This window comes from Cryobacterium sp. TMT2-15-1 (genome assembly GCF_004402345.1).
Classification (GTDB): Bacteria; Actinomycetota; Actinomycetes; order Actinomycetales; family Microbacteriaceae; genus Cryobacterium; species Cryobacterium sandaracinum.
Genome location: NZ_SOGD01000017.1, coordinates 1 through 16739, shown reverse-complemented (window position 1 = coordinate 16739; position 16739 = coordinate 1). Strand labels below are relative to the sequence as shown.

The 16739-nt window shown below is 68.1% G+C and carries 12 protein-coding genes and 2 tRNA genes; 8 read left to right on the top strand and 6 right to left on the bottom strand.

Going from position 1 to position 16739, the window contains the following annotated elements; genetic code table 11:
- Positions 1-14: 14 nt before the first annotated feature.
- From E3O62_RS03440 to E3O62_RS03430, 3 genes are all read right to left on the bottom strand, one after another.
- A complete protein-coding gene (locus E3O62_RS03440) occupies positions 15-3518 on the bottom strand; it encodes a hypothetical protein (RefSeq protein WP_134397554.1) in 3504 nt (1167 codons plus the stop codon).
- 204 nt (positions 3519-3722) lie between these two features.
- Positions 3723-4403: an NAD(P)H-binding protein gene (locus E3O62_RS03435; protein WP_134394396.1), complete on the bottom strand. Its 681-nt coding sequence runs from the start codon at positions 4401-4403 to the stop codon at positions 3723-3725.
- Positions 4404-4567: 164 nt separating this feature from the next.
- Positions 4568-6346, bottom strand: coding sequence for an MDR family MFS transporter (locus tag E3O62_RS03430; RefSeq protein WP_241973292.1), 1779 nt, complete (start codon positions 6344-6346; stop codon positions 4568-4570).
- Positions 6347-6495: 149 nt separating this feature from the next.
- Between E3O62_RS03430 and E3O62_RS03425 the strand changes: the two genes are divergently transcribed.
- Both E3O62_RS03425 and E3O62_RS03420 read left to right on the top strand, forming a co-directional pair.
- Positions 6496-7296 carry a D-alanyl-D-alanine carboxypeptidase family protein gene (locus tag E3O62_RS03425; protein WP_241973291.1) on the top strand — a complete coding sequence of 267 codons (801 nt, stop codon included), beginning with the start codon at positions 6496-6498 and terminating at the stop codon, positions 7294-7296.
- A gap of 154 nt (positions 7297-7450) precedes the next feature.
- A complete protein-coding gene (locus E3O62_RS03420) occupies positions 7451-8161 on the top strand; it encodes an amidase domain-containing protein (protein WP_134397553.1) in 711 nt (236 codons plus the stop codon).
- 83 nt (positions 8162-8244) lie between these two features.
- Here E3O62_RS03420 and pgm read toward each other — a convergent pair whose 3' ends face one another.
- Positions 8245-9861: a phosphoglucomutase (alpha-D-glucose-1,6-bisphosphate-dependent) gene (gene pgm / locus E3O62_RS03415; RefSeq protein WP_134397552.1), complete on the bottom strand. Its 1617-nt coding sequence runs from the start codon at positions 9859-9861 to the stop codon at positions 8245-8247.
- 36 nt (positions 9862-9897) lie between these two features.
- On the opposite strand from pgm, the gene pheA reads away from it, so the two are divergent.
- Positions 9898-10839: a prephenate dehydratase gene (gene pheA / locus E3O62_RS03410; RefSeq protein WP_134397551.1), complete on the top strand. Its 942-nt coding sequence runs from the start codon at positions 9898-9900 to the stop codon at positions 10837-10839.
- 30 nt (positions 10840-10869) lie between these two features.
- Here the strand turns inward: pheA and E3O62_RS03405 are convergent, their stop codons facing one another.
- Positions 10870-11865: a diacylglycerol kinase family protein gene (locus E3O62_RS03405; RefSeq protein ID WP_134397550.1), complete on the bottom strand. Its 996-nt coding sequence runs from the start codon at positions 11863-11865 to the stop codon at positions 10870-10872.
- Between the two features lie 48 nt (positions 11866-11913).
- Here E3O62_RS03405 and serS point away from each other — a divergent pair, with 48 nt between their 5' ends.
- The 5 genes from serS (at position 11914) to E3O62_RS03380 (ending at position 15678) form a co-directional block, all read left to right on the top strand.
- Complete coding sequence (serS, locus tag E3O62_RS03400; RefSeq protein WP_134394391.1) at positions 11914-13182, top strand: serine--tRNA ligase; 1269 nt, start codon at positions 11914-11916, stop codon at positions 13180-13182.
- Positions 13179-13991, top strand: a complete 813-nt coding sequence (locus tag E3O62_RS03395) for an HAD family hydrolase (RefSeq protein WP_134397549.1) — start codon at positions 13179-13181, stop codon at positions 13989-13991. The genes serS and E3O62_RS03395 overlap by 4 nt, the downstream gene beginning before the upstream one ends.
- Before the next feature lie 121 nt (positions 13992-14112).
- Positions 14113-14197 (top strand) — tRNA-Ser (locus E3O62_RS03390).
- Positions 14198-14238: 41 nt separating this feature from the next.
- Positions 14239-15483, top strand: coding sequence for an LCP family protein (locus tag E3O62_RS03385; protein WP_134397548.1), 1245 nt, complete (start codon positions 14239-14241; stop codon positions 15481-15483).
- 104 nt (positions 15484-15587) lie between these two features.
- Positions 15588-15678, top strand: a tRNA-Ser gene (locus tag E3O62_RS03380).
- 138 nt (positions 15679-15816) lie between these two features.
- On the opposite strand, the gene E3O62_RS03375 is transcribed toward E3O62_RS03380, so the two are convergent.
- On the bottom strand, positions 15817-16739 hold a 923-nt coding region (locus E3O62_RS03375), incomplete at its 5' end, for an HNH endonuclease signature motif containing protein (protein WP_134397547.1).

Here is a 16739-nt window from a genome sequence, read left to right as displayed (position 1 = left end):
TCAAGAGAGCGCTCTCAGTCGGGCACCGTCACCGTGAGGGAGCGCACCCGGCCGTCGCGGCGGAAGACGCTCGCGCTCACTTCGGGGTCGAGCGCGCCGCCCGGGCCGGGCACCTGGCTGCCGTCGGCGAGGTGCGCAACCACCTCGAGCGGGCCGCCGCGGTGGAACACCACCGGGACCTGGCAGAACGTGAACGCGAGCGTGTCCGCGGGCAGCGCGACGCTGTGCTGTTCACCGAAGACATCCCGGTAGGCGAACGTGCCGGGAGCCGTGGTCCACTCGCCGGCCCGCAGCAGGGTGGGCCGCAAACGGATGCGACCGTCTTCGACCCGCAGGCCGAGCTCGCCCAGGCGGGTGAGCACCTCCTCCTTGACCTGCCCGGTCATCCCCGGCTGCCGGGCGCCCTGGCCGGCGGGCGTGTGCGAGTAGGGATCGGTGGGGAATGCGCCGTAGGTGAGCGGATCCTTGCGGTAGCCGATGCCGGCACGCACATCCTCGTACGCCGCGATCAGACCCTGGATCGCGGCCTCATCCGCCTGCTCTGCGACGGCCCGGTCGAGTGTCTCCTGCACCGCGAGCAGCAGCTTCGCGACCATGTGCCAGTAGATGCTGCCGAGGCCCTCGTAGGCGAAGAACGAGCCGGAGCGCCCGGTGAATTCCGCATGCCGGAAGACTTCCTCGAAGATGGTGAGCAGTTCGGCCCGGTCCTGTTCCACGGCGCCCTGCAGGGCCGGGTCGGCGCTGAGCCGGTCGAGCTCCTCCGACACGCCCCGGGCGTTTCGGATGTGGGCGGCGAAGTGCAGGTCGCCCTGGACGTCCCGCACGACGATGCTGCGGTCGCCGGCCGCGGTGAGGCGCAGGGTGAGGGGGCAGTCGGCGGCCCGCTCGGCGCTGAAGGTGTTGCGTGCGAGGAAGGACGAAAGGTCCTTGTCGGGATAGAGGATGTAGCTGTGCTGGTCGGCGCGGTACAGCCGGCTCGTGCGCAGGGCGCCGAGCAGGACCAGCGATTCCTCCGGGCCGAGCAGACCGGAGGAGAGGATGGCGACCTGGCCCTCCAGCATCTCCGCGAGCCGCCGCACGTCGGCCCCATCGGTCCCGAGCTCCAGCACGTTGTAGGAGTGCACGAGCCCGTCGTCCCGCCGGTTGGCGTGCAGGCCGGACTCGACGAAGCGCCGAGCCAGATCGAGCAGTTCGGCCACGTCTCCCGCGGCGACCGTCATGCGAGCTCCGCCGAACCCGGCGTAGACCCGCTCACGATAGGCGGTCCCTGCCTCGCCCAGACCGTCCATCACGGTCCGGCGGCGAGTGGAATCGAACCCGTCGGCGAGGGCATCCGCATGCTCGCAGAGCACGTCGCGCACCGCGGTGAGCAGTCCGGCGAGCTCGCTCGAGAGCTCGACGTCGACCGTCAGGAGGTCCTGAACGAAGACGAGGTAGCGGCGCAGGTAGGCGAGGGTGACCACCGACAGGCCGCGGCCGACGAGCGCGTTGTTGGCGTCGTTCCATTCCGGACGCTGGGTCGTCATCCAGATGCCGCCGTCCGGCACCAGGTTGACGAGCTTGGCCAGCAGGAGCAGGAGCACCTTCTCGGCCAGCGTCACCCGCACGAGGTCGCCGTCGGCGCCGTGCACGAGCCGACCGTCCGAGCCCTCCGCGGCGACCCGCCGGCTGATCGTGCGCTGCCGCTCGTCGTCGAAGGTGATCGTGTTGTACGGGTCCGTGAGGATGTCCGCATAGGCGGCGATCCGGTACGGCACATCGGCGTGGGTGAAGTCCGCCCGGTTGATCAGGGCGTCGAGGCGCCCCGGATGGAAGCGGCGGGAGGTCTCGAGCAGTTTGAGCAGGTAGATGATCTGGTGATCGCTCCAGTAGCCGATGTTGGCCCACGGGTCCTCGGGCTCGGGAACCTCCCAGTCGATGCCCTCGCGGGAGATCCGGTACGGGTTGTAGCCGTCGGCGGTCGTGGCGTCAAGGAAGATCGTGACCATCGACTCCACGTATTCGGGGAATGACCAGGCCAGCGCCTCCCAGTTCTGGAAGATGTCCCGCCAGTTGCCCTGGTATTCCAGGCGACGGATGCCGCTCTCGTCTTTCAGAACGATCCGGAACTGATTCCACGGCCGGCTCGGATCGCCGTGCCGGCGGCTGAACGTGAGCGGCAGGTATTCCGTGGTGAGGCGCCACAGGTCTCCGTCGCCGTGCTCCTGGGCGATGGCGATGAGTTCGTCGGCGCGCAGCCGCTCGGGCAGCGCCGCCAGCACGCCGGCGCAGCGCTGGGCGGTCGGCTGACTCCGCTGAACAATGAACGCCCGCACGTCGCTCGACTCCACCGTGTAGCCCTCGGCCGGAACGCCGCCGCGCATCGTGTTGAAAAGCACGTTGGCGGTGTGGTGGATGGTCGCGAGCTCGTCGCCGCTGTGCTGGGCGGCGTCGGTGGCCGCGAGGATCGTCTCCAGGTCGGACCGGGTGCCGACGATGTCGGCCGCGAGCTCCTCGGCGAGCCCGGCGGGATCGCGCAGCTTCTCGCGCAGGGCGACGACATCGGCCGCGTCCTGGTTGACGTCGGCGACGATCTGCCAGCGCTGCGTGCTTCCGGGGGGCAGCGTGATCCGCGCGTGCACGAGGTAGGCGCCGCGCCGGCCGCGGACATCCGTCTCGGCGGTGATGCCCCGGCCCCGGGCGAAGGCGGCCACCTGGCTGATCGAGAGCAGGTGCTCGGCGTTGCCCAGCCCGACCTGCCAGACCACGTTGGCCTGCAGCGACTCGCTGGGTTCGGCGAGATCGGAGAGCGTCGCGTTCAGCGTCAGCAGCCCGAGGCCCGTCGAAGAGTCGAGTTCGGCCCGCTTGTAGGCGTCGAGCAGCACGCTCAGCTCGTTCTGCGTCTTCTTGTGGGCGCCGGCGGGAAGGATGTTGACCAGGCCGTCGAGGAGGTCGACGTCGAGCGTTTCGCCGAGCTGCTCGCCGGTGAGCTGCTGGTCGGTGAGCGAGGTCAGGGCGCAGCTGCGCACGACGCCGAAGCGGGCACTCGTCTGCCAGGTCACGCGGAGGCGCAGGCCGAGATCCGGGCGGGTCTCCTCGAAGACCAGGGTCGTGCCGAGGGCGTCCTTGTACAGCGTGCGCTGCACGGCCTGATCGCCGGGACGCACCTCCGCGAACGGCTGCCAGTGAATCCTGGTCCCGTCGGGGCGTCGAACGAGCAGCACGCTGAACCCGCCGGTTCGGCCGCCGCTCTCGGTGATCTTGTCGTCGGTGTAGTACGGGAACAGGGCCCGATCGGCGTCGACCCGTCCTGCCGTCAGGCCGCCCGTGCTCGAGATGAAGAGCCAGACGTCGCTCGCGCTGACGAGGGTCATGAAGAACGGCGGCATCTGGTCGTAGGCCTGGATCCGGTAGAACCGGCGTCCGTCCAGGTCGACCGGTCCGCCCCGGACGGTGCCCTCCGCGGGGTCAGTGCCCTCTGCGGGGTCGAACGGGATCTCGCCCCGGTCGATGGGCTGAATGATGGTCTCGAGGGGCATGCGATCCTCCATTGGATTCACTCCGGCAGATGTTCCGGTCGGCGAGTGCTCCACCATCACACTGATGAGAGCGCTCTCACAGACTGCCAGACATCTGCCACGCGTTCAAGCGCCGGCCCCCGCGGTGTTGTGCGGAGGGCCGGCGCTGGGTCGGCTGAAGGTGAAGGGGGTCGATTGGAGGAGGCCGGCCTGGCGGCCGAAGCCTCAGGCGAACGCGGCTACGGCGACAGCGACGGGTTCGTCCCCGGAGACCAGGTGCAGCACCCGGCGCTCGGCGGCGCCGGTCTCGATCAGCGCGGCAAGGACGGCCGCGACGTCCGCGCGGGGCACAGTCGCACGTTCTTCCGAGAGGCCGGGGCCGGCGGGGTTCAGGCGCACCAGTCCGGTTCCTGCCTCGTCGAGCAGGCCGCCGGGGCGAACGATCGTCCAGGCCAGGGGGCGGGTGATGAGGTCTTCTTCGGCCGCCAGCTTGGCCTGCAGGTAGCCCAGGAAGTCCGCCGGGACATCCGTCGGGGTCTGACCGTCCCGCACCTTCTCGGTGCCGGTCGACGAGATCTGGATGAAGCGCGCCACGCCGGCGGCCTCGGCCGCATCGGCCAGCCGCACGGAGCCGCCGAAGTCGACGGCCTGACGGCGCTCCTCGCTGCCGCCAGCTCCGGCGCCCGCGGCGAACACCGCGACGTCGGCGCCGGCCAAGAGGTGCGCCATGTCGGTCGATGAGGCCTTTTCGAGGTCGATCACCACCGGAACGGCTCCGACAGCGACGAGGTCCGCCCTCTGATCCTCCGTGCGGATCAGCCCGACGACCTCGTGGCCGTCCTTCGTGAGCTCCCGCGTGAGTTGCCGGGCGATTTTTCCATGTCCACCTGCAATAACAATGCGCATTATCGGTACAACGCCCCGATGGCCCGCACAATTCCCAACGCCCGGACCGGGCCATCCGTGACTGCGCGCCCTGTGCGCATTCGACGGAGATTTTGCCACAAAGCGACGGTTTGAGGCCCAAACGGGGCGGTAGGAGCAAGATCTCCGTCGAATTCGTTCGGGTGCTAGCGGGGCTGGGTGCGGGTCTCGCGCTCGAACTCGTCGACGTCGATCCCCGGCTCGACCAGGGCGCCCATCCTGTCGGCGGCTCGCTGCGCGTCCCGGGTCAGCTCGGCCTGCGCGGCCAGCTCGGCCGCGTTCTCGTCCGCGGCCTCCTGCAGGGCGGAGGTGTTGCGCAGCGGCGGCGCCGTGAGGAAGAAGCTCAGCACGAATGCGACCAGCACGACGGCCAGGCTCACCCAGAAGACGGTGACGGATGCGTCGTTGAAGCCGACGAGGAACGGCTCCGCGAGCCGCGGGTCGGCCGTGTTGAGGAACGAGGTGTCGCCGTCGAGGGCGCCGCCGACACTGCCCGGGTTGGCCAACAGCGCCAGGATGCCGGTGTTCGCCGGGTCGGCCTGCACGGCCGGGTCCGTTGCAGCGTCCCTGACCCCGGAGATGATGGTCGGGTTGTCGAAGGCCGCGCCGATCGTGTCGGGGATGCGGGTGAACAGCACCGAAAAGAGTACGGCGGTGCCGAGCGTGCCACCGATCTGACGGAAAAACGTCGAGGCGGATGTGGCTACGCCGATATCCCGAGGGCCGACCGAGTTCTGGCTGGCGATGGTGAGCGTCTGCATCAGCTGGCCGAGGCCGAGGCCGATCAGGAGCATCCCGGCCATCATGAATCCGACCGGCTTGTCGGCGGTGGCGAATGTGAAGAGCAGGAAGCCTGCCGACATGAAGGCAGTGCCGATGGTGGGGAACATCTTGTAGCGCCCGGTACGGGCGATCAGCTGGCCGCTCACAATGGAGGAGATCATCAGGCCCGCGATCATCGGCAGCATCAGGAAGCCGCTCTCCGTCGGGGTGGCCCCGTTCACGAGCTGCAGGTAGAGCGGCACCGTCATCATGGCGCCGAACATACCGAAGCCGACGAAGACGCCCAGGATGGTCGCCATCCTGAACGTGGACGAACGGAACAGTTTCAGCGGGATGAGCGCGTCGTCGCCCATCAGCCGCTCGGCGAGGATGAAGGCCGCGATGCTGAGGAGTCCGATCACGTAGCAGGCGATCGAGGGGATCGAGCCCCAGCCCCAGGTGCGGCCCTGCTCGGCCACGAGCAGTAGCGGCGCGGCCGCGAGGATCACAGTCACCGCTCCCCACCAGTCGATGCGAACGGGCCGGGCGAAGTGGGGAACGTGTAGAAACTTCAGCACGATTGCGAGGGCGATGATGCCGATCGGGAGGTTGATCAGGAAGACCCACCGCCAGCCCGTAATTTCGAGGATCGTGTCCGAGCCCGACAGGACGCCGCCGATGAGCGGGCCGATCACGCTGGAGACCCCGAAGACGGCCAGAAAGTACCCCTGGTATTTCGCCCGCTCCCGGGGTGCCAGCATGTCGCCCATGATCGTTAGGGGGAGAGCCATCAGGCCGCCGGCGCCGAGCCCCTGGATGGCCCGGAAGATCGCGAGCTCGTACATCGAGTTCGCCAGTCCGGCCAGGAGCGAGCCGATGAGGAAGATCGTGATCGCGATCAGGAACAGCGGGCGGCGCCCGAAAATGTCGCTGAGTTTGCCGTAGATCGGCGTGCTGATGCACGACACGATCAGGTAGGCGGTCGTCACCCAGGCCTGCAACGCCATGCCGTCGAGGTCGTCGGCGATGGTGCGCATCGATGTCCCGACAATGGTCTGGTCGAGGGCGGAGAGGAACATTCCGGCCACCAGTCCGAAGATGACGAAGAGAATCTGCCGGTGGGACATCAGCGGCGGGGCGGCGAGAGCGGAAGAAGTTTGCATTGTGCGCAAAGTTACACGATGGGCAAACAATCTTCAAGCACCTTCGGGCCGTCGGAGGCTGGCGGAGCTCGCTGCGGTCTAGGCTCAGCACCGTGTGGGCAGATCGGGCAGTGGGGGTCGCGCATCCGTTCCGGCGGAGGCGTATCGTCGTGCTGTCCATCGTCATCTCTGTACTCGCCGCCGGCGCGGTGGCGGCCGGAGCCCTGACCGGGGAAACCGTGCCGCCCGTCGTCGGTTCCGCCGTCGTTCCGACGCTGATTCCCCGTGCCGAACCGAGCGCCACCCCCACCCCGCCTCGTGCCGCCCCGACAGGTTCCCCGGAGCCGGTCGTGATGCCTACCTTCGACCGTTCCGCCCGCTCACGCGACGACCCGGCGAGCCTCTGGGTCGTCGTTGACAAGACCCGCCCGCTGAACCCTACCGACTACGCTCCGACCGACCTCGTCGACGTCCCGGTGGCTCACGTCTGGAGCCCGCAACTTCGCCGGGAGGCGTCGGACGCAACCGTGGCCCTGTTCTCCGCGTTCGAGGCGGAGACCGGGCTGAAGCTGCAGTCCCACAGCGCCTATCGGAGTTTCGCGGCCCAGGTGATGGTCTACGACGCGGATGTCGCCGCGAACGGACAGGCGTTCGCCGACACCAGCACGGCCCGGCCGGGAACCAGCGAGCACCAGACCGGTCTGGCCATCGACATCAGCGCACTGCCCGGAATCTGTTCGCTGGATGCCTGCTTCGGCGACACCCCACAGGGGCAGTGGCTTGCCGTGAATGCCTGGCGTTTCGGGTTCCTGCTGCGCTACCCGGCTGACAAGGTGGCCATCACCGGCTACGGCTACGAGCCCTGGCACTTCCGCTACATCGGAACGGAACTGGCCATGGAGATGCACGCCACCGGCACCGCCACCCTCGAGGAGTTCTTCGGGCTCCCGGCGGCTCCCGGCTACCACTGATTCCGTTCCCCGATCCCGTTTCCTGATCCGCGCAGGACCGGTCTGTCGTCCACCCGGGCATTTCCCGGATAAGTGTGATTATCTAGAAACCGTCCCCCGAACGGGGCGTGTCTGCCACACCCTCCGGTGGCACCCCGAACGAAGAGAGAAATCTGTGGTTCTGACCCGACGCTTCCGCATCGTCGCTGCCGTGCTCGTTCTGGGTGGCCTCGTGGCCGGAACGGCCGCCGTGGCCGAGGTAACTGGGGACGAACCCGTCGTCTCGGCGACTCCGACCCCGGCTGCTGACTCCACGCAAACGGCGCCGAATGCCGATGCGGCCGAGTCTGACGCGACGGCCACAGACCGGGCCGCCCCCGCGGAGGCCGCAGCGCCGGTCCCCATCGACGCCCAGGTTCAGGCGCAGGTCAGCTACATGCTCGCCCACTGGACCGACTACAACACGGATGACTACGGCGTCATCACCGACAACGACTGCGTCAATTTCACCAGCCAATCCCTGATCGAGCGGGGCTGGACCATGGACGACCAGTGGTACGCAGAGGGGACCGGCTCCGACTTCGACACCTCGTCACCGTGGATCAGCTCAACCGCGTTCCGGGACTACGTCGCGCAGTCCGGCCGCGCCACCGCCCTGACGGATGACCAGCGCGATCAGGTCAGGCTCGGCGACGTCGCCCAGTTCGACTGGGACAACTCCGGGGACCGCGACCACACCGGGGTCGTCACCCGGATCGAGGGGTCGGGCGACGACATCCAGATCTACTATGCCGGCCACACCGACGACACCGACTTCCGGTCGGTCGATTACGCGATCACCGAGAAGCACCCGGGCGCCACGGCGTACTACTGGAGCATTCCCTAGGTACCGAAGCACTCCCTACTGCTGGTCTCCGGTCCCGGCGGGCTCGACCGCCGCGGTGGGCGAGCCCGTCCAGGGCAGACGCGTCAGGCGATGGCGCCGTCGACGATGGCCTTGGCCTCGATCTGCACCTGCTTCAGGTGTTCCGGGCCCGTGAAGGACTCGGCGTAGATCTTGTAAACGTCCTCGGTGCCACTCGGCCGGGCCGCGAACCAGGCGTTCTCGGTGACGACCTTGACGCCGCCGATTGCCGCACCGTTGCCGGGAGCGTGACTCATCTTGGCGATGATCTTTTCGCCGGCGAGTTCGGTGGCCGTGATGGCGGCTCCGTCGAGCTTGGACAGCTGCGCCTTCTGGGCGGGCGTCGCGGCCGCGTCCACCCGGGCGTAGGCCGGGTCGCCGAAGTGCTCGGCCAGCTCGGCGTAGCGCTGGCTGGGCGTCTTGCCGGTCACGGCGAGAATCTCCGAGGCGAGCAGGGCCAACAGGATGCCGTCCTTATCGGTGGTCCAGACGGTTCCGTCGAAGCGCACGAAGCTGGCGCCGGCGCTCTCCTCGCCGCCGAAAGCGACCGAACCGTCGATCAGGCCCGGAACGAACCACTTGAAACCGACCGGCACCTCCCAGAGGTCGCGGCCGAGGAAACCCGCGACGCGGTCGATCATGGTGGAGGAGACGAGCGTTTTGCCGATCGCGGCATCCGCCCGCCAGCCTTCGCGGTGGCTGTACAGGTAGTCGATGGCCACGGCCAGGAAGTGGTTCGGGTTCATCAGCCCGCCGTCGGGGGTGACGATGCCGTGCCGGTCGGCGTCGGCGTCGTTGCCGGTGACGATGTCGAACTCGTCCTTGTGGGCGGCGACGGACGCCATCACGGACGGGCTCGACGGATCCATCCGGATCTTTCCGTCCCAGTCCAGGGTCATGAAGCGCCAGGTGGGGTCGACGTGGGGGTTGATCACGGTCAGGTTGAGCTCGTAGCGGTCGCGAATCGCACCCCAGTAGCCCACGCTCGCGCCGCCGAGCGGGTCGGCTCCGATACGAATACCGCTGGCCTTGATGGCGGCCATGTCGATGATGTTCTCAAGGTCGTTCACGTACCCACCGCGGAAGTCGTAGGTCTCGACCGCGCTGGGCTCGCTCATTTTGACATCATTGAGCCCGGCGGCGATGAGTTCGTTGGCCCGGGCGGCGATCCACGAGGTGGCGTCGCTGTCGGCCGGTCCGCCGTGCGGCGGGTTGTATTTGAAGCCGCCGTCGGAGGGCGGGTTGTGGCTCGGGGTGACCACGATCCCATCCGCCTCGTCGCTGTTCCCGGCCCGGTTGTAGGCCAGGATCGCGTGCGAGAGGGCAGGGGTGGGCACATAGTCGTCGAACTCGTCGACCAGCACGCGCACGCCGTTCGCGACGAGCACTTCGAGGGCGGTCGTATAGGCTGGCGCGCTCAGGGCGTGTGGGTCGGTGCCGATGAACAGCGGCCCGGTGATGCCCTGCATGGCGCGGAATTCAACGATCGCCTGAGTGGTCGCGATGATGTGGTCTTCATTGAAGGCCGTGTTGAGGGAGCTCCCTCGGTGACCGGAGGTGCCGAAGGCCACTCGCTGGCCGGGCACCGTGACATCCGGTTTCAGGTCGTAGTACGCCTTCACCAGCGCTTCGACATCGACAAGGTCAGATTCCAGGGCCGCTGTGCCCGCGCGTTCGTTCATGGTGTCCAGTCTTGCACTGCAACTAGGCTGATCTGCATGTCCGAGTCGCGCAATGTCAGCTACAGCTTCCTCGGGCCGACGGGCACCTTCACCGAGGCAGCCCTCACCCAGGTCGTCGAAGCCCAGGGCAAGCCGTGGCGGGCCGTGAACAACGTCGGCGAGGCGTTCGACGACGTCGTGTCCGGCCGCAGTGTGGCCGCAATGATCGCGATCGAGAACTCCGTCGACGGCGGCGTGTCCGCCACGCAGGATGCCCTCGCGAGCGTGCCCGACCTGCGCATCATCGGCGAGTACCTGGTTCCGGTGAACTTCGTCCTGGTGGCTCGCCCGGGCACCGCGCTGGCCGATGTGAACACCATCAACGCGCATCCGGTCGCCTATGCGCAGTGCCGTCGCTGGCTGGAATCCAATCTGCCGCACCACGGCCACCTTCCGGCGTCGAGCAACGTGGCCGCCGCCGCGTCGCTGGTCGAATCAGGGCAGGCGGATGCCGCCATCGCCCCGCCCGGCATCGAGGAGCACCACGATGTGGTCGTGCTCGCCCGCAGCATCGGCGACAACGCCAACGCGGTCACCCGCTTCGTGCTCGTCAGCCGAAACACCACCGTGCCGCCCCGCACTGGCGCCGACAAGACCAGCCTGATCGTGGAGCTGCCCGAAGACCGCTCAGGCGCCCTGCTCGAGATGCTCGAGCAGTTCGCCACCCGGGGCGTCAACCTCAGCCTGATCCAATCGCGCCCCATCGGCGACGCCCTGGGGCGCTACCGGTTCGTGATCGACGTTGACGGTCACATCCACGACGAACGCGTGGCCGACGCGCTGCTCGGCCTTCGCCGGTTCAGCCCCCAGGTGATCTTCCTCGGCTCGTACCCGCGGGCCGACAAGCAGCCGATCGAGTTCACCTCGCGCTACAACGACAACGTCTTCATCGGTGCGCGCGCCTGGTTGCGCGGCCTGCTCGGCGAGCCCGCGGCCTGACGGTCCCACCAGCCCAGCCCAGCCCGGCCCTCAGGGCGCGACGGGAACCCGCAGGACGAGGGCGGCAGGGTCGGTGCGCAGGGACACCGAGCGCACCGGGCCGAGCGCGTCGCCGTCCACCTCGAACTCCTGCGCCTCGACCAACACGATCCGGATATCGGCGGCGTGCAGCGTCGTCATCACCCGTGCAGTGGTCGATTCGGTTCGCTCGATGATGCGACGCCCGGCCGCCGAGCGGCGCAGAACGCCGTTCTCCCACGTCACCCGGCGCCAGATTGTGAGCCAGCCGAGCACACCCTTGGGCTGCAGCATGGCGATGTCGAGGATGCCGTCGTCGAGGCGGGCATCCGGCAGAATCTGGATATTTCCCGGCAGCAGGCCGCAATTGCCGATCAGGATGGTGCTCACGTGCGCCGGCCGGTGCGGGCGCCCGTTCAGGCTGTACCGGATCTGGAACGGCTTGACCCGGGGGAGCACGCGCGCCACGGCGTCGACGTAGGCCAGCCAGCCCACCGCCCGCTTCAGTTCGGGCCGCGTGCTTACGACCATCTGGGCGTCGATGCCGATGCCCGCCATCACGAGGAAGACGTGGTCGGCCAGGGCGCCGTCGTCGGCGCGCACGGATGCCACACCCACGTCGATCGGCCTGTTTCCGCCCGTGAAGGCAACCATGGTGGCCTCGTCAAGGTTCGACAGTGGCAGGCCCAGGTTGCGGGCGAGCAGATTGCCGGTGCCGACGGGCACGATGGCCAGGGGCACACCGGAGCCACGGAGCACGTCGGCGATCGCGCGAATCGTGCCGTCGCCGCCCGCCACGAGCACCAGGGACGCACTCTGCGCCAAGGCGAGCCGGGCGGACTGCCTGCCGGCGTCGTCCGCGGCGGTCGGGAGCCAGAGCGAGTCGGCCCAGCCCGACGCGGTCTCCGCGCGGGCCACGCTCGCCCGCAGGCGGTCCAGGTCGACTTTGGTGGGGTTGTAGACGATTGCCGCCCGCCGAACAACGCTCGGTTGATCGGGAGTATCCACGCGGTAAGGCTAGCAAGGTGCCGGACCATGCGCTTGTAGACTGATTCGGTGATTGATCCTGTGCTGCTGCGAGAGAATCCTGACCTCATCAAGCGTTCGCAGAAAGCGCGCGGTGCGTCGGTCGAGGCGGTCGACGATGCGCTCGCCGCCGACGCGGAGCGTCGCGCCACTATCCGGGCGTTCGAGGCGCTGCGTGCCGCCCAGAACCAGTTCGGCAAGCAGGTGGCCTCCGCGCCTCCCGCGGAGAAGAAGGCCCTCGTCGCCCAGGCGCAGAGCCTCGCTGCCGACGTCAAGTCCGCCGCGGCCGCCTCGGGCGAGGCCGAGGCGCTGTTCACCGCGGTCGTGCGCACCCTCGCGAACCCCGTGATCGACGGCGTACCGGCCGGCGGTGAAGAGAACTTCGTCACCCTCCGCACCCACGGCGCCGTGCCCGCCTTCGACTTCGAGCCGCGCGACCACCTCGAGTTGGGCGAACTGCTCGGCGCCATCGACATGGCCCGAGGGGCAAAGGTGTCCGGCGCCCGGTTCTACTTCCTGCGCGGCATCGGCGCCCGCCTCGAGATCGCGCTGATGAACATGGCGCTCGACCGGGCGCTGGCGGCCGGCTTCATCCCCCTGATCACGCCCACCCTGGTGCGGCCCGAGATCATGGACGGCACCGGGTTCCTCGGCGAGCACGCCGAGGAGGTCTACTTCCTCCCCGCCGACGACCTCTACCTCACCGGCACCAGCGAGGTCGCGCTCGCCGGCTACCACTCGGACGAGATCCTGGACCTGTCCGGCGGACCGCTCCGCTACGCCGGCTGGTCCACCTGCTACCGGCGCGAGGCCGGTTCGGGCGGCAAGGACACCCGCGGCATCATCCGGGTGCACCAGTTCAACAAGCTGGAGATGTTCACCTACGTGCTGCCGGAGAATGCCGAGGCCGAGCACGACCGCCTCGTCGCCCTGCAGGAGGACATGCTCCAGGCGCTCGGCCTCAGCTACCGCGTCATCGACGTGGCCGCCGGCGACCTCGGCTCCAGCGCCGCCCGCAAGTTCGACATCGAGGCCTGGGTCCCCACCCAGAACGCCTACCGCGAACTGACCAGCACGAGCAACTGCACGACCTACCAGGCGCGCCGGCTCGATATCCGTTACCGCACCGAGTCGGGCAAGACCGCGCCGGTCGCAACCCTCAACGGCACCCTGGCGACGACCCGCTGGATTGTGGCCCTGCTCGAAACGCACCAACAGGCGGATGGCTCGGTACTCATCCCCGAGGCGCTGCGCCCCTGGCTGGGCGGCCTCGACGTCATTCGGCCGGTGGGCGCATGACGACGCGGACGGATGCCCCCTGGCTGGTGGCCCTCGACATCGACGGCACCACCATGCACGAGGACGGCACGATCAGCGACGGCGTCCTCGACCAGGTGCGACGGCTCGCCGCGGCCGGTCATGAGGTCATGCTCGCCACCGGGCGTTCGTCCGCCACCACGCTCCCCGTGCTCGAGCGCCTGGACATCACCCCGCGCTTCGTGGTCTGCTCGAACGGTGCGATCACCCTGCACCGCGACCCGGCTTCCCCCACCGGCTACCGGCGCGAATGGGTCGAGACCTTCGATCCGACCGATGTGTTGCTGCAGATCCGCTCGCACCTGGTCGGTGCCAGGTACGCCGTCGAAGACGAGCGCGGCTTCTACCGCTACACGGAGCCGTTCCCGGATGCCACGATCGGGCTGGACAGCGAGCACGTCGAGTTCGACGATCTGCTGCGCCAGGACGCCACCCGGGTGGTCGTCATCTCGCCTGACCACGACATGGAGGATTTTCTTCAGATCGTCGACCGGATGGGGCTGAACCGGGTGAGCTACGCGATCGGCTGGACTGCCTGGCTCGATATCGCTCCCGACGGCGTGAACAAGGCCACCGCCATGGAGCGGGTGCGCGCCGAGTTCGGGATTCCGCGGAGCCGTGTGATGGCCGTCGGCGACGGGCGCAACGACATCGAGATGCTGCAGTGGGCGTCGGTCCAGGGTCGGGGAGTTGCCATGGGGCAGGCTCCGCACGAGGTGCTCGCGGCGGCCGCCGAGATCACCGGCGCCGTTCACGAAGATGGGCTCGCGCTCGTTCTGAGCAGCCTCTAGGCGGCGCCCAGCCCGCTGCCAGCATCCTCTGGCACTGTGGTAAGTCTGCAAGCGGCTAGAATCGGTCGGTATTCGCTAGTCCGCGACCGCGTGTTCCACCAGCGCCGCGGGCAGCGAACCGGGAGGGCTGTCCGAGCGGCCGATGGAGCCAGTCTTGAAAACTGGTGGGCAGAGATGTCTCGTGGGTTCGAATCCCACGCCCTCCGCACCTCGATTCTGCACGGCCTGCACTAACGAAGGGACCGGAGTGAGCGACGAATTACGCCCCCGCTCGACACGATCGAAGAGGCTCAGTACCATCGCCCGCCATGGCCGGTTGCGCCGCTCCAACCCGTTCGTGACCGTGGTCAAGGTGCTCGCCGCGTCACTGGCCGTGCTGCTCGTGAGTGGCGCATCCGTCGCCGCGATCGCGACCTACGATGTTGCGTCGAGTGTGCAGGAGAGCGTGCCTCTGGCCAACGAGACCGAGGGTCCTGCCCCCAAGATCGATGCGATCCCGGGCGGCGTGAACCTGCTGGTGGTCGGCAGTGATAGCCGAAAGGGTCAGGATGCCTCGTTCGGGCCGGAGGATTCCACCGGCGACCTCAATGATGTAACCATGCTGCTGCACATCTCCGAAGACCACACCAACGCCTCCGTGATCAGCTTCCCCCGGGACATGTATGTTCCCATCCCCGAGTGCCCGGACCCTGCCGGCGGCACCTTCGACGCGATGAGCCGCCAGAAGATCAACACCACCCTCACCTACGGTGGTCTGGCGTGCACCGTGCTCACGGTCGAGAAGCTCACCGGCCTGAGCATCCCCTATGCGGCAGAGGTACAGTTCGACGGCGTCATGGCCATGTCGACGGCCGTCGGTGGCGTGCCGGTCTGTGTCGCCGAAGACATCGAAGACGAGTACACGAACACCTTCCTTCCGGCCGGAATGCACACGCTCGAGGGTCTGGAAGCCCTGCAGTTCCTGCGCACCCGCCACGGCGTCGGTGACGGTAGCGACCTGACGCGGATCAGCAACCAGCAGGTGTTCCTGTCCTCCCTCGTGCGAACCGTGAAGAGTGCGTCCACACTCTCCGACCCCGTCAAGGTGTACTCGCTGGCCAAGGCCGTGACGGCCAACATGAACCTGTCCACGAGTCTCAACGACGTTGCCACCCTGGCGTCGATTGCCGTGGCCCTGAAGGACATCGACCTCAGCAAGGTGGTCTTCGTGCAGGCCCCGACCGGCAGTGTTGACGGCGGCGTGGAACCGATCCAGCCGGACTTCGACGACCTGTTCACCGCCGTCTTAGATGACGAGTCGCTCCAACTGGCCGGAGACCCGGCTGCGGAGGACCCGGCTGCGATCCCGGATCCCAATGACACGACCGATCCGGCCGCACCGGTCCCGGATCCGGCCGCGACGCCCCCGGCCGCAGTGCTTTCCGATTCAGTCCAGGGCCAGACCGCCGGAGACGTCACCTGCTCTGCAGGCCGGTCGCTCGAGGACCAGTAGCCTCCGGGCGGAGCCCGCAGCTCTCGGTTCGTGCGTGCTCGGTTCGTGCGGATGCCGTCTGTACGGTTATGATCATTGACGTGTGTTTGCATTGCAGGCATCAAGGAGACGTCGCATAGTACGGCTTAGTGCACCACCCTGCTAAGGTGGAGTACCCTTCACGGGGTACCGTGGGTTCAAATCCCACCGTCTCCGCGCTTCTCGTTCCCCCGCATCCCGGTTTTTCTCACGGGGTGCGGGGGTTTTTCTGTCCCGGAACGCATCGGTGACGTGATTCCAGAGGCTCAAACCCACGTCCGCGTCTGAGCCATTTGGTGACTCGATCCCGAAAAATCACGCCAACGTTGGTTGAGCTTGTCGAGCCCTCAACCGGTTCCCTCCCCCAGGCCGCCAGGTGCGGGTGGGGTCGTAGCAGTACGGTGCCCGGACCTCCGGTTTGCCGCGCACCATCCGGATCTGCCAGCCGGAAGTATCAATAGTGTGGTGGTGGTACCAACACAGCAGGACCCCGTTGTCGATCGTGGTTTTTCCGCCGCGGTACCAGGGAATCACGTGGTGCACCTCGCACCACGCCGCCGGGATGGTGCAGCCGGGGATGGTGCAGCCGCCGTCGCGGGCGGCGAGGGCGCGGCGTTGTGCCCGGTTGAAGAAACCGTTCTCGGTGCTGAGGGCAAGGACCTCGTTCCTCAGGCCGAATGCGATCTCCTGGAATCCGCCGGCGCAGAGCGCCTGCTTCACACTGACCAGCGAGATGGGCGCTTCGACGCCGTCGATCCAGCCCACCCCCTGGTCGGCGGCCAGGTCGGCCTGGTTGACGTGGATCATCACGGTGGGGGCGGCGCCGCCCATGCTCGGGGTCCCCGCGTCACGGGTGGCGGCTTCGAACACACCGCGGAGGATGTCGGCGCGTTTCTGACCACCGTCACGGTCGTCGCTGAGGGCCGCCGCCTCCGCCCCCGGGATCAGCTGGCCTGAAGCCATGCGCGCTTGTTCTTCGGCCGTGGGGAATGCGGGCGCCGCGTGGGCGGAGAGGTAGGTGTCGAAGAGGGCGTTCATGATGCCGCGGAGTTCCGCGGTGACGCCGCCGCGGAGCGGGTAGAGACCGTCACGGAAGAGCCCGAACCCCACAGTGCTGCGGGCCTCGGCGACGGGCTCGCTCGGGGCGGTGCCGTCGGGATCGAGGCGGGCCTGCCACTGCCCCGCCATACCCCGCACCAGGTCCGCGGGAAACGCGAACCCCTCCCCGGGCAGCCCGC